Below are 13,552 nucleotides of genomic sequence, written 5' to 3' on the forward strand. Positions count from 1 at the left end.
CATGAAAGAAAGGCGGTCTTTGATTTGTTCCTCCACTTCCGGATCGCTCAAACCATACCAAGTGCGCAGGAGTTCTATCTTGAAGAGAAGGATACCCTCATAAGAGGGACGTCCCGTTGAGGAACTTCCTTTCGTATAGACTTGCTTGATCAATCGGGCAAGAGGTTTCCAATCGATGAGTTGATTGATTTGAGAAAAGAATACATCTTTTACTTTGCGATCGGAAACGATTTGGTTGGCAAAACTAAGTTGGGAGCAGGGGGAGATCTTCATGGGGTAAAGATACAAAAAAGAAAGAATTGACAAAATAAACAAAGAAAATAGTTTTGCCGAGGCTCATTATGACAGGGAATAATATGAATCAGAAAGCACTTGTACCAAGTCCCGAAGACTGCATCATGTGTGTAAAAGTAGGGAAAGTAAAAAGGGAGAATCTTTATGAGATGACCCGTAGGTATTAGAAGGTTGATATAAACCGAGCGTGAAAGGCTACTCACGTTCTTGCTATCGTTAATGGTGTTGTGGAAGAAGTCTATAATCCTGTCAATTGGAAATACACAGAAGATCCTAAACTCATTGGGAGCTGTGAGTTTCTGGGCGTTTATATTGTATGATTCATGGAGTTTATTCTATTCATACTTTTCATTGTCGCTATCATCGCCAGAACCATATTCGGTTGGTGGTATAACTCCCCTCGACAAAAGGGAAAGCGAGGTGAAATGAGAATTCATGATATTCTCATGCAACTACCAGACGAATACCATGTGATGGATGATGTCATGCTAAAGACAATGAATGGCACGACACAAATAGATCACATTGTAGTGTCTAAATATGGAGTCTTTGCCATAGAGACAAAGAACTATCGAGGTGAGATATATGGCAATGATAATATCCAGGAGTGGAAACAGATAATCGTGACTAAAGTAACTTACCCCAAGAAGCCTTGGAAGACATACACCTACGTAACCAAGAACCAGTTCTATAATCCAGTAAAACAGGTAGTAGGACACATGTATAGGATTAAGGAGAATCTGAAAGAATGGCCTTACCTAAAAGTTATCCCCATTGTCGTTTTCACTGGGAATGCCGATATTAGTAGAGTTTCGTCTGCAGGCCATGTAATTTATGACACTGCTCTTCTTTCCACAATTCAAGCATATCAAACATCGTACATTACCGATACTGATATAAAAGTAGTTGTGGAACGTCTTTCTTCAAAGAACATACGTGAGGTAGTTGATAACAAGACCCATGTTCGCAACGTAAAAGAAGCAAAGTACAGAACAGATTCAAAAATTTCATCGGGTATATGCCCACAGTGTGGAGGTATGCTTGTACGGCGAAATGGGAAATACGGAAGTTTCTACGGTTGTTCCAATTATCCTCGATGCAAGTTTACTACTCAGTAAGACTGAGTAGAGTCGTATCATCTGCCTAATCTTCTGCAATGATTATCCCTAATCCTCTGTATCTCTTCCTGATGTTCCGCTTCATCGGTGGAGACCTCAGCAAAATCCCCTTATAAAATTGTCCAATCCGAGAAAAAGAACGGATTGGACAATTTTATAAGGGGATTTTGCTGAGGTCTCATATTGTGAGAACTATACAATATAACTATTAGGTAGCAGCCCCTTAATGAACATTAATTCGCCGAATTTTAGTAATTCAATTCAGCAAAATCATTGATCATTAAGGGGCTGCAATTAGTCTTTCTCCGTGCAAAGTCATTAGTTTATACCCGTGTCTATGTTGTTAGTACATACACGGTGCAAAGACATTAGTTTTTATAATCAGCAGTTTCCCTGCGCAAGGTCAGACCGTCGCTCTCTCAAAAAAAACAATCGGGACAAAACGAGTCAGCGGAAGATCCGTGGAGCCTATGCATAAGCTTCTTATAAGGTTATAAAAAGTTACGAGCAGGCTGTATAACATTACTCCTCAATGATGCAAATCACGCCACGTCCCCATTGGGTTTGTGCGCCTTTCGGTTGAAAGATGACGTCATTTCGGTCAATTCTCTGTGCATCGATACCGTATGCCACCAAAAGGCTTTTCAATACCTTGGCGCGCTGGATGGCTATACGACGCTCACTTTGGGCTTTATAAACAGAAGTATAAACTCCATGCAATCTTACACGCATGTTGGGATTGTTGTTTAAGAGGGCTGCCATGCGTTCAAGCACAACCGAGTAGCCTTCCTCTACGATGGCTCTGTTTTCTTGAAACAGTACGACAATCTCTTGGCGTTTCCTTATTTTATCGGAAGATTGAACAACGGTGGGACGTGGAAAATCTACAATGAGCGAAAGGCTGTCTTCGATATTTTGCGAAGTATTCCAAGAAGGATTTGTCATATTCTGCCATTCGGATTGGGTTTGTTTTTCTTGCTGTTCGCGAAGACGTTGGAGTTCTTCCTGCTCTTGTTGTTCACGAAGGCGTTGCGCTTCCTGCTCCTGCTGTTCGCGGAGACGCTGTATTTCCTGCTCCTGTTGTTCGCGGAGACGTTGCACTTCCTGCTCCTGCTGTTCGCGGAGGCGTTGCTGGGCTTCTTGTTCCTGCTGTTCGCGGAGGCGTTGCTGGGCTTCTTGTTCCTGCTGTTCGCGGAGACGTTGTTGGGCTTCCTGCTCTTGTTGTTCGCGGAGACGTTGTTGAGCTTCCTGCTCTTGTTGTTCGCGGAAACGTTGCTGAGCTTCTTGTTCTTGTTGTTCGCGGAGGCGTTGCTGAGCTTCTTGCTTTTGTTGTTTGGTAATATATTGATGGTCAGCTCTTTGTTCTAATTGAACTATTTGCCGTTCTATTTTTTCGGGGGCTTGCTTTTTTTCCTTTTCGGACGGCCGTTCGAGCGTGGGGATCGAGGGGGCGGGTTGCACATAAGAGATGTAGTGCTCGCCATCCCTATTTTTGAAATGATAAACCAATCCCACATTTAACTGCAATTCACCACGATTGGCGTTGTAGGCCACGTGCATTTTTTCTTCATCAGAACGCAGATCATAAGAGAACATGGGGCGAAAAGCCAACTTCCATGCCCTTGATTTTCCCAAATGTAGATTGAAACCCATTCCGAATTTGGAAACCAAATAGTCTTGATCCGGTTTTGTGCGCGAATTCACTGAGGTATGTCCCCATCCCACTCCGAAACGAGCATCTATTTCGAAGGTGCGCGGGCGCCCCTTGTAGTCACGAAAAAGATTCATCAGATTGTAGCTGCAGACAAGATGAAGATGAGTTCGGGGGTGTCGCGTCATGGACAAGTTGCGGTTTTTTGTCAAAAAATCGGCTTCGACTTCAATCCCCAAGACGGGAGTGAGTTGTCGCCCCAAGCCTATGCCGGCAATGGGGGTGACGACATTGGTGTTGGGAGAGTATTTCAAAGAATGATACATGCCCCCCATCACACTGATCGACCAATTTTCCCAAAAGGTCGGCACAGCCATGATTCTTTGTCCGACGACATTCTGTCCCAGAAAGAAGATGAAGATCAGAGTTAGTATTTTATTCATATCCCGACATTTCTTAAACGATGATCAAACCAAATGCTTGGTTTCAATATGCAAAATTACACTCTATCTCACTAAATACCAAATTTATCACGACTTTTGACCATATACCTTTTGCCAAATCGCGAATAAACGCTACATTTGCTCTATCTTGATACTCTATAAATGGGATAAAAGCCATTTCGAGAGTTTTGAATTTATTCGTAAAACAGGTATAATTAACTCATATTCATCACCCTAAATTCTCATGGAAAAAGAACAAAACAATCCTCAGCAACTCCAAATCGAACTGACTCCCGAAGTGGCCGGCGGAACTTATGCCAATTTGGCCATCATCAATCATAGCCATCAGGAATTTGTCGTCGACTTCATTGCCGCACTTCCCGGACTGCCCAAGGCTCGCGTGAGCAATCGCATGATTCTCACGCCAGAGAGTGCCAAACGTCTGCTTTTTGCTTTGCAAGACAACGTGATGAAATTCGAGCAGCAATTCGGCACGATTGATCTCGGAGGTGTGCCTGTTTCCAAGAGCGAAGGCATCGGCCGAACGGCCACACCTTTCGGATTGGGCGAGGGAGATGCATAATTTCATCTTTCTGAAACGCACAAAAAGTCATTCTCGAAAGAATGACTTTTTTCTTTTGTCGAAAATCTTATGCCTCGAAAAAAAACTTTCGAAACAAGATGGCGGCTTCTTCATTTGTTGTTGATGAAACGCAGGTGTACTTTCGCCGTGTGGCGATGTTGTTGAAAATACCCGGTAATGTTTTTCGCGGTTTTACCGTGTCATAAATTATGGTAATAAATCGTCGTAAACTGTTGGTCGCGAGAAAATAAATCGCTACCTTTGCACCCTGAAAGGTGAATTATGTCCCTTTCTTTCCTCTTTTTGCTTACAATAATACAATATATAAACAATTAAAAAACAACAAAATGCCTACTATCCAACAGCTTGTTCGCAAGGGTCGTACGGTGGCTACCGAAAAGTCGAAGTCGCCTGCACTTGACAACTGCCCTCAGCGTCGTGGCGTGTGCGTGCGTGTGTACACCACCACCCCTAAAAAACCTAACTCGGCCATGCGTAAAGTGGCTCGTGTGCGTCTTACCAACTCCAAGGAAGTGAACTCCTACATTCCCGGAGAAGGACACAACCTTCAAGAACACAGCATCGTGCTCGTTCGCGGCGGTCGTGTGAAAGACCTTCCCGGTGTGCGCTACCACATCGTGCGCGGTACACTTGACACCGCCGGCGTGGCCAACCGCACACAACGTCGTTCCAAATACGGTGCAAAACGCCCCAAGGCGGCTAAAAAATAAAAGTCGTCGAGAGTGACGGACGCCGAAGAGTAATTTCGAACAAAATGAAATGAAGACTTGCCCGTCGAGGCAGGTTCCTTCGGAAAAAAGAAGTCCTCAATTTTCTATTAAAACATAAAAAGATTGGTTTGCACAAGGTTGAGTAAGCTGAAAAAGAGCTGAAGACATGATGCAGCCCTACCAAAACCAAACCCCTTTATAACCATGCGTAAAGCAAAACCCAAGAAGCGTTTGATCCTTCCGGATCCCGTTTATGGCGACCAAAAGGTTTCCAAGTTTGTTAATCACTTGATGTATGACGGTAAGAAGAACGTGTCTTACGAAATCTTCTACCGTGCTTTGGAACTCGTCGGCGAGAAAATGCAGAGCGAAGAAAAGAGCGCTCTCGAAATTTGGAAAATTGCCCTCGACAAGATCACTCCCCAAGTGGAGGTAAAGAGCCGTCGTATCGGTGGTGCTACTTTCCAAGTTCCCACGGAAATCCGTCCCGACCGCAAAGAGTCTGTTTCGATGAAAAACATGATCGGATATGCTCGCAAACGCGGAGGTAAGACCATGGCCGACAAGCTTGCTGCCGAGATCATGGACGCTTACAACGAACAAGGCGGTGCTTACAAGCGCAAGGAAGACATGCACCGCATGGCAGAAGCCAACCGCGCATTTGCACACTTCCGTTTCTAATCCCCAACTTCAAGAGATAGAACACAACAATGGCAAAGCAAGATCTCCATTTGACTCGCAACTTCGGTATCATGGCGCATATCGATGCGGGTAAGACCACAACTTCCGAACGTATCCTTTTCTACACCGGTAAAACCCACAAAATCGGTGAAGTACACGAAGGCGGTGCTACCATGGACTGGATGGAACAAGAGCAGGAGCGCGGTATCACGATTACCTCTGCTGCTACCACTGCATTCTGGAAGTATAACGATACGCAATATAAGTTCAACCTCATTGACACTCCGGGTCACGTAGACTTCACCGCAGAGGTGGAACGCTCGCTCCGCGTGCTCGACGGTGCCGTGGCCGCTTATTGCGCTGTGGGTGGCGTGGAACCTCAGTCTGAAACCGTATGGCGTCAGGCCGATAAGTACAACGTGCCCCGCATGGCCTATGTGAACAAAATGGACCGTTCCGGTGCCAACTTCTTTGAAGTGGTGCGTCAGATGAAAGACGTTCTCGGTGCCACTCCCTGCCCCGTGGCCATTCCCATCGGTGCGGAAGAGAAGTTCAAGGGTATTGTTGACCTCATCAAGATGAAGGCCATCCTTTGGCACGATGAAGCCATGGGAGCACAATACGACGTGGAAGAAATTCCCGCCGAACTGCAAGCCGAAGCCGAAGAGTGGCGCGGCAAAATGATTGAACTCGCGGCCGAGCAGGACGAAACTTTGATGGAGAAATTCTTTGAAGACCCCAACTCGCTCACCGAAGAAGAAATCATCGCTGCCATCCGTAAGGGTACGCTCGCACTCGACATCGTGCCCATGACCTGCGGTTCTTCTTTCAAAAACAAGGGTGTGCAAACGTTGCTCGACTACGTCTGCATGTTCCTCCCCTCTCCCCTCGACACTCCCGCCATCGAAGGTACCAACCCCGACACCGGCGAAACCGAAGTGCGTAAGCCTACCGAGGATGAGAAAACCTCGGCACTTGCCTTTAAGATTGCCACCGACCCCTACGTTGGACGCCTCACCTTCTTCCGCGTTTACTCCGGTAAGGTGGAAGCCGGCTCTTACGTTTACAACGTGCGTTCGGGCAAGAAAGAGCGCGTTTCCCGCCTCTTCCAAATGCACTCCAACAAGCAGAACCCCGTTGAACTGATCGGTGCCGGTGATATTGGCGCAGGTGTCGGTTTCAAGGATATTCGCACCGGTGACACACTCGCCGAGGAAAGCGCACCCATCGTGCTCGAATCCATGGACTTCCCCGATCCCGTTATCGGTATCGCCGTTGAGCCCAAAACGCAAAAGGATCTCGACAAACTTTCCAACGGACTTTCCAAACTTGCCGAAGAAGATCCCACGTTCACCGTCAAAACCGACGAGCAGAGCGGACAGACCGTCATCTCCGGTATGGGTGAGCTTCACCTCGACATCATCATCGACCGCTTGCGTCGTGAGTTCAAGGTGGAATGTAACCAAGGTAAGCCTCAGGTGAACTACAAGGAAGCCATCACCAAGACCGTAAACCTCCGCGAGGTGTATAAGAAGCAGTCCGGTGGTCGCGGTAAGTTTGCCGACATCATTGTCAATGTAGGCCCCGTGGACGAAGACTTCAAGGAAGGCGGACTTCAATTTGTCAATAAAGTTACCGGTGGTAACATTCCCAAAGAGTTCATTCCCTCGGTGCAAAAGGGCTTTGAAAATGCGATGAAGAGCGGTGTACTCGGCAACTTCCCCCTTGACAGCCTCAAAGTGGAATTGCTCGACGGTTCGTTCCACCCCGTAGACTCCGACCAGCTCTCGTTTGAGATCGCAGCCATTCAGGCTTACAAAAACGCTTGTGCCCAAGCCGGCCCTGTGTTGATGGAGCCCATGATGAAGCTCGACGTCATCACGCCCGAAGAAAACATGGGTGACGTGATCGGCGACCTCAACAAGCGTCGCGGACAAGTGGAAGGAATGGAAAGCAGTCGCTCCGGTGCCCGCATCGTGAAGGCTACTGTGCCTCTCGCCGAAATGTTCGGTTATGTGACTGCCCTCCGCACCATCACTTCCGGACGTGCCACCTCTTCCATGCAATACGATCACCATGCTCCCGTTTCCAGCGGCATCGCCAAGGCTGTGCTCGAAGAAATCAAAGGCCGTGTGGATTTGATCAAATAATTCGCAAATCTAATTTATCATTGCCGTTTTGAAGGGAATGGGATAGCGAACGACTCTTATCCCATCGCCCTCAAACGGAGAAATACAAAAACATCATGAGTCAAAAAATTCGTATCAAGCTGAAAAGCTACGACCACACTCTCGTAGAAAAGTCTGCCGAGAAGATCGTGAAAAACGTTAAGGCTACCGGTGCCATTGTGAGCGGACCCATTCCCCTTCCCACTCGCAAGCGTATCATCACCGTAAACCGCTCTACCTTCGTCAATAAGAAGAGCCGCGAGCAGTTTGAGGTTTCCACCTATAAGCGTCTGATCGACATTTACAGCTCCAATCCCAAGACCATCGATGCACTGATGAAGCTCGAACTCCCTTGTGGCGTTGAAGTGGAAATCAAGGTGTAGTCTGCCCTCGTTGTTGATCTCCTCTTTCATATTCTCAAAAGAATACGGAAGAGGAGATTTTTTTTTCGGACTTGTCGGCCGTTGTGGCCGCTTGACATCGATCGAGATTTATCTCTCATCTTCTGTCACATGAGTAACACTTATGACTTGCAGCGTTTCCGTCACGCTCAAAATCAATTCAGACAATTCGAACGCGCTCTCGGAGAAATCATGGCGGGTCGGAAAGAAAGTCATTGGATATGGTATGTTTTTCCGCAGCTTAAAGGCTTGGGCAAAAGCTATAACTCCGAGTATTTCGGACTTGCGGGGGCAGAAGAAGCCGCGGCCTATTGGGAGGACGAAATTCTCTCGCAACGTTTGAAAACCATTACGGAAGCCTTTCTTGCGTTGGAGGGGAAGAGTGCCGAAGAAGTGCCGGGAGGCATTGATGCGAAGAAAGTACATTCTTCGATGACCCTCTTCGATGTGATACACCCCGATTCTCTTTTTCGTCAGGTGTTGGTCAAGTATTATGACGGCAAAGGGGATAGAGGCACTTTGCACCTTTTGGGAAGGTCGGAATAGAAATCTCAGAGGGCGAAGGAGGGATTTTGGGCAAGCAGCGTGATGGTTTTCCCCCGGCTTGCCTTGTTTTTCGTCTGAGTTTTCACCACTTTTTGTTTGAATCTTTCTTTATGTTGCGTTTTTCCTTTTGGCTTGTCCTGTTTTTTAGTTTTTCCGTCGTCTTCGTTCAAGCTCAATCTGTGCCGTCCAAGCGTTGGACGGGCGCATTGGAGGGAGAGGGTAGTGTGGGTTTTTCCACTGCCGTCAATGACATTTTCCCCTCGTTGGGCTTCCGTGTCAATTATCGTCCCAATTCCCTTTTCAATCATTCTCTCAATGATCATCGGGCGTATTCCCCTTGGAGTTTGTCGAATCGTTTTTTGGTTGCGTTGTACCACGTTTCGGAAAGAATGCCGATGAGCACGGGGAGTGATTGGGAGAAGCGTTTGAAATATTCGCTGATTTGGGTGCCGTCGTTGAACTATCATATCGAGTTCGACGAAGCGGTCGATCCGTATGTGGGATTGGGTATCGGAGTTTCGTTGTCGGACTACGCCTCTGCGCCGAAGCACAACACGCTGCGCACCGAATGGGGCGTGGTGCCGCAGGTCGGTGTCAATTTTTGGCAACGCTACTCGTTGTTTCTTTCTGCCTATTGCGGCGGCGGAGAGTTTGGACGTCTGTCTTTGGGCTTCGGTTTGTGCTTCTGAACGCCGCAGGCTTTGAGGAACAAGCCGAAGATATTCCCAAGATAAAGGTGAATACATGGCAATCATATATCACTCCTTATCTTGGAAGTATCTTCGGCTTTCATCTTAATCACGCTAAGATGTGTTTTCTTTTGGAGTCTATGAGAATCCTCCTTTTCGGATATCCGATTTGAGCACGCGAGCATGAATGCGAACGACTTCGCCGTTGCGGAGGGTAAATTCGAGTTTGATGATGAATTCTTGTGATGTGTCTAAGATCTCGAAATGACCGCTCTTTAAGACAGTGAGATCGTTTAATCGTTCGTCTCTATTTTCGAGAGGAGTAATGCTTAGTACAATATAAACTTTATATTAATTTTCAAGGGAGATTTGGATGAATCATCATGGGTTAACGTGCCATCTAAAACTCCTTCTATTCCTGGCCATCGACGTCCACTATACTCCAATTGGTAAGTATATAATTTTGTTGGATTTTTGACATCTTTGTCCACATTCAGCATAAACATTTTCCATTGAGCACTTATAGGGTTTGGATGTGTCGGGTGGTAGATAGCCGTCGTATTATTCTTCAAATCCTTGACTGTTGCGTAGCAAGTGCTTTTGGTCTTAATTGGATCTTCATCGTTTGGAGAATATATCACTTCGTTGTCCCTCTTCAAATTATCGATATGCAAATGCAGCGTAATGACCGAGTCTTTTGTCTCGATCAGCTTCACTTCCCAATCAAACCATTTGGGGATGTCCGTTTGGTTTCCGGAACTGAACTGATAATCTGATCTGTCAATCAGTATATTAGCATTGATGTCGTTTATGGCAATATCATGATTGTTGAGTTTCCCTTGAACATAGTTCTGATGTAAAATGGGTTCTTCTGTATCATCGTGATTACTACACGAAATTACAGATGTTATTGCCATGCCCGCAAATATGAGCAAGATCCCAATTTTTAATTTTCGAAGATATGACATTTATGATTTGTGTTTGTAGTTGATAACTGATTTTTGCAAGAAGTGCATTTGATCTGCAAAGTAAATACTTTTTTCGGATTATTCAATTGTAGCTTGGTCATAATTTCGATGGTGTGCTCATATTTGCCTTGTGTCGGACGTCTGTCTTTGGGCTTCGGTTTGTGCTTCTGAACGCCGCAGGCTTTGAGGAACAAGCCGAAGATACTCCCAAGATAAAGGTGAATACATGGCTATCATATATCACTCCTTATCTTGGAAGTATCTTCGGCTTTCATCTTAATCACGCTAAGATGTGTTTTCTCTTGGAGTCTATGAGAATCCTTCTTTTCGGATATCCGATTTGAGCACGCGAGCGTGAATGCGAACGACTTCGCCGTTGCGGAGGGTGAATTCGAGTTTGATGATGAATTCTTGTGATGTGTCTAAGATCTCGAAATGACCGCTCTTTAAGACAGTGAGATCGTTTAATTGTTCTTCTCTATCATTGTCTATGACGAATGCATGCAATGAATTTTCTCCTTTATAGAGACGTATACCGTAATGTTTCCCTTGCGTTACGGAGGAAAACGTGAGGATGAACTCTTTGAGATTTGCGACGTCGTTCAGTTTGATGACTTTTCCGATCTGAGAGGTCGGAATCATGATTTCGTAGGAGTTGTCTCCATCGTTTTTCGTCCTGCCCTTGAATAGGATGCTGTGGGGATGGACTGTGCCCTCCGAAATGAGATTGAGCTTTTGGTTTTTGTAGAGCATCGTGTTGGCCGGCAGTGTGTCCAACGTTTCTACTTTCTTTTCTGCGTCATCGTCGCTGCTGCAAGCCACAGGGCTGAGTACGAACAAGGTTCCGAGGAGATACCAAAAAATGCGTTTCATGACGATTTGTTTTTAGGGTATGATTAAAGAATAGAGTAATAAAAATATAGGGACAAATCGCAGTGTGCGGTTGATGCGTAAAGGTAGAATTACGAGTTGGTTTGATAATTGTTTTCTGCGATTTGTCCCTTTGGATAGTTTTACCGGACAATCACCTTTTTCGTGATGCCATTCTTCATTTTAAGAATGTTCACTCCGGGGCGCAATGTCGTTGTGCGTCGTCCGTCGGAGCCATAGATGGCAATGACTTCGCTGTCGTCGCCGTGTAATCTTTGAATACCCGTGACGGTTTGCACGAGGTTGCTGGGATTGATTTCCTCGTTGGTGTTGCCCACGTTGTCAAAGGCCAAGGCGTAGAACTTGTAGGTTTCGTTCTTGTCCTTGTCGATGGGGAAGAACACCTTTTGGCCTTGACATTGTGCGAAGAATTTGTATTCACCGCCATCTTTGGAAACATAGAGCAGATAACCGCCCACACCGGAAAGCTCGTCGTTTGCGGCGAAGTTGAGTCCGATGATCGAATCTCCTTTCACATAGTCGGGAGTGAGCCGTCCCACACTCGGTGCTTGGAGGTCGAGGGTGTTTTTGTAGAGGTTGGTTTCGATCGGTTTGTTCTTGTCGAAGATGATGGTCGCTTTGTTGGCCAATACCGTGCCGGTGGGCAGATTGGGTTTGAGGTGAACGGAGAAGGAAACGAAGCCTTCGCCCTCGGGGGCTTTGACGTTGGGCGGGAGCTCGATGCCCTCAATGTCCCATGCGAGGCGGTTGCCTTCGCGCGTCATCTTCCATTGATATTGCGGATCGTCGTGGCTGGTGGAGCCAAATTGTACGCTTTCCACATCGAATACATTTGCGTCGAGTTCGTCGAAGATGCGCACGCGGTAGGCCGGTGCGCCGGCTTCGGCTTTGTTCTCAAACAAGATGCGGTAGTCGATGCTACGTGTCGCGCCGATGTAGTGCTCGTCGCCATATCCCTGTGGGCCTACCATTTCGTTGGGATCCCACGAGGCCACGATGGCCGTAGCAATCGGTTTGCCATCGACCACGCGAAGTTCGCTTTCGTCAATCAGGCCGATCTCTTTGTAAATCCAGAACCAGAGGCGATGTCGCAGGGTGGTGGCCACTGCGGCCGTTGTTTCGGCGATCGCACCGGCCGTGGTGATGAGTTTTCCGCCGGGGAAGGCTTCGATAAACTTCGTGGCGGCTGTCTTTACCACGGCTTTGGTGGCGTACATCACCTTGCCCTCTTGCTGGCGCTCCTCTTTGAGTTGATTCACGTGGATGCCCATCACTTTGGCATAGGCTTTCGCTTCTGCGGAATTGAAGGCGAATTTTTCGTTCACCTTGTCGGTGATGAATTCCGTCACTCCGTCTTCCACCATGTCTGCAACCACATCGCCGATGAAGGTGATCGCACCCACGGCCAACATGGTCGTACCTGTGATGGCGAATTTAGGTTGGAGATCCTTCATGCCCGGGCAGTAAGAGATGTCGCCCGTTCCCTCGGCCACCACTTCGAACGTGTATTTCTCCCAAGGGGCGAGTTCGGGAACGATAAAGGAAGCGCAGGAGTCGCCTTCGTGTATCACGTCGTTGATTGAGAGGCGTTCCACTCCGCCCATATAGGGGAGGTTGAAGCCCACGAGGCTCACGTCTTTGCTGTGTGCCACAACGAGCATGAATGGTTCTGTCGCTTTGGCCGATTCATTGCTTATCGTTACGGCATATCGGCCGGGGACTCCCTTGCGCAAAGAGCTTCGTCCGTTGTAGGAAATGCGGATGGGCGAAGCCTTCGGGATGCGGCGGTCGCCGTGGGTCACGGTGTATTCTCCGATGCCTCTGCGATAACCCACTTGCAACACGTATTCTTTATTTCGGTCGGCTTCCGGAATGTTGTAGGTCAGCGCGGTGGTAAATCCCTCCAAGTTGTTGGAAAGAACGTTGCGCAATGCCGGAGTTCCGTCCTCATTCATTCCGTCTACACGATAGAGTGTTGCCCGTAGGAAGATTTCCTTGTTACGGTTGATTTGCAGGGAGAGGGTCTGTACGTTCTCCGTGTCGAGGGTGTACCACTCTTCGGTGGTGGTAGTAACTCCATGATAAGTGTAGCCCATCGCACTACTGTAAGCCTCGCCATAATTTAATTTGGCGCGAGTGGCATAACTGTTGTGTACTTTATTACCCACCAAGAAAGGATTGGGTTTGAATTGGTAATAGAGTTTATATCCTCCAAACTTTTGTTGCATATACAACCGCACATAATAAGTGCCTTTGGCCAATCCGTCGCAAGAGAATGTGTGGGTAGCTGCGTTTTTGGTTTCTTCGGCACTGATGTGTTTACTTCCTCGTTGGCTTCCCAAACCGTCTTTGGCTTCAAACAGTTCGATCCAATAGTGTGCCTGAGTG

Annotated in this window: 12 protein-coding genes and 1 pseudogene; 8 read left to right on the top strand and 5 right to left on the bottom strand. The window is 47.1% G+C overall.

Annotated elements, in window-relative coordinates:
- On the bottom strand, positions 1–273 hold a 273-nt coding region (locus EII14_RS08565), incomplete at its 3' end, for a transposase (protein WP_148090631.1).
- Positions 274–617: 344 nt separating this feature from the next.
- Here EII14_RS08565 and EII14_RS08570 point away from each other — a divergent pair.
- On the top strand, positions 618–1,412 hold the full coding sequence (locus EII14_RS08570; RefSeq protein WP_124932119.1) for an NERD domain-containing protein: 795 nt from the start codon (positions 618–620) through the stop codon (positions 1,410–1,412).
- 522 nt (positions 1,413–1,934) lie between these two features.
- On the opposite strand, the gene EII14_RS08575 is transcribed toward EII14_RS08570, so the two are convergent.
- Positions 1,935–3,506: an OmpA family protein gene (locus EII14_RS08575; protein WP_124932120.1), complete on the bottom strand. Its 1,572-nt coding sequence runs from the start codon at positions 3,504–3,506 to the stop codon at positions 1,935–1,937.
- Between the two features lie 244 nt (positions 3,507–3,750).
- On the opposite strand from EII14_RS08575, the gene EII14_RS08580 reads away from it, so the two are divergent.
- The 7 genes from EII14_RS08580 to EII14_RS08610 all read left to right on the top strand — a co-directional run bounded on the left by EII14_RS08580 (position 3,751) and on the right by EII14_RS08610 (position 9,305).
- Positions 3,751–4,089, top strand: a complete 339-nt coding sequence (locus EII14_RS08580) for a DUF3467 domain-containing protein (RefSeq protein ID WP_124932121.1) — start codon at positions 3,751–3,753, stop codon at positions 4,087–4,089.
- 347 nt (positions 4,090–4,436) lie between these two features.
- Positions 4,437–4,820 carry a 30S ribosomal protein S12 gene (gene rpsL, locus EII14_RS08585; protein WP_124932122.1) on the top strand — a complete coding sequence of 128 codons (384 nt, stop codon included), beginning with the start codon at positions 4,437–4,439 and terminating at the stop codon, positions 4,818–4,820.
- Positions 4,821–5,024: 204 nt separating this feature from the next.
- On the top strand, positions 5,025–5,501 hold the full coding sequence (gene rpsG / locus EII14_RS08590; protein ID WP_124932123.1) for a 30S ribosomal protein S7: 477 nt from the start codon (positions 5,025–5,027) through the stop codon (positions 5,499–5,501).
- A 29-nt stretch (positions 5,502–5,530) separates the two neighbouring features.
- Complete coding sequence (gene fusA / locus EII14_RS08595) at positions 5,531–7,651, top strand: elongation factor G (RefSeq protein ID WP_124932124.1); 2,121 nt, start codon at positions 5,531–5,533, stop codon at positions 7,649–7,651.
- A 95-nt stretch (positions 7,652–7,746) separates the two neighbouring features.
- A complete protein-coding gene (gene rpsJ / locus EII14_RS08600) occupies positions 7,747–8,052 on the top strand; it encodes a 30S ribosomal protein S10 (protein ID WP_124932125.1) in 306 nt (101 codons plus the stop codon).
- A gap of 129 nt (positions 8,053–8,181) precedes the next feature.
- Complete coding sequence (locus EII14_RS08605; RefSeq protein ID WP_124932126.1) at positions 8,182–8,616, top strand: DUF1810 family protein; 435 nt, start codon at positions 8,182–8,184, stop codon at positions 8,614–8,616.
- Positions 8,617–8,726: 110 nt separating this feature from the next.
- Positions 8,727–9,305, top strand: coding sequence for an OmpW family outer membrane protein (locus EII14_RS08610; RefSeq protein WP_124932127.1), 579 nt, complete (start codon positions 8,727–8,729; stop codon positions 9,303–9,305).
- A gap of 329 nt (positions 9,306–9,634) precedes the next feature.
- Here the strand turns inward: EII14_RS08610 and EII14_RS08615 are convergent, their stop codons facing one another.
- The 3 genes and pseudogenes from EII14_RS08615 to EII14_RS09350 form a co-directional block, all read right to left on the bottom strand.
- Complete coding sequence (locus tag EII14_RS08615; RefSeq protein ID WP_124932128.1) at positions 9,635–10,222, bottom strand: hypothetical protein; 588 nt, start codon at positions 10,220–10,222, stop codon at positions 9,635–9,637.
- A 360-nt stretch (positions 10,223–10,582) separates the two neighbouring features.
- Positions 10,583–11,146 carry a hypothetical protein gene (locus tag EII14_RS08620; protein ID WP_124932129.1) on the bottom strand — a complete coding sequence of 188 codons (564 nt, stop codon included), beginning with the start codon at positions 11,144–11,146 and terminating at the stop codon, positions 10,583–10,585.
- Positions 11,147–11,286: 140 nt separating this feature from the next.
- Positions 11,287–13,552 (bottom strand): annotated as a pseudogene (locus tag EII14_RS09350) (hypothetical protein); the annotation flags it as partial.

The organism is Alloprevotella sp. OH1205_COT-284, assembly GCF_003859795.1.
Taxonomy (GTDB): Bacteria; Bacteroidota; Bacteroidia; order Bacteroidales; family Bacteroidaceae; genus Alloprevotella.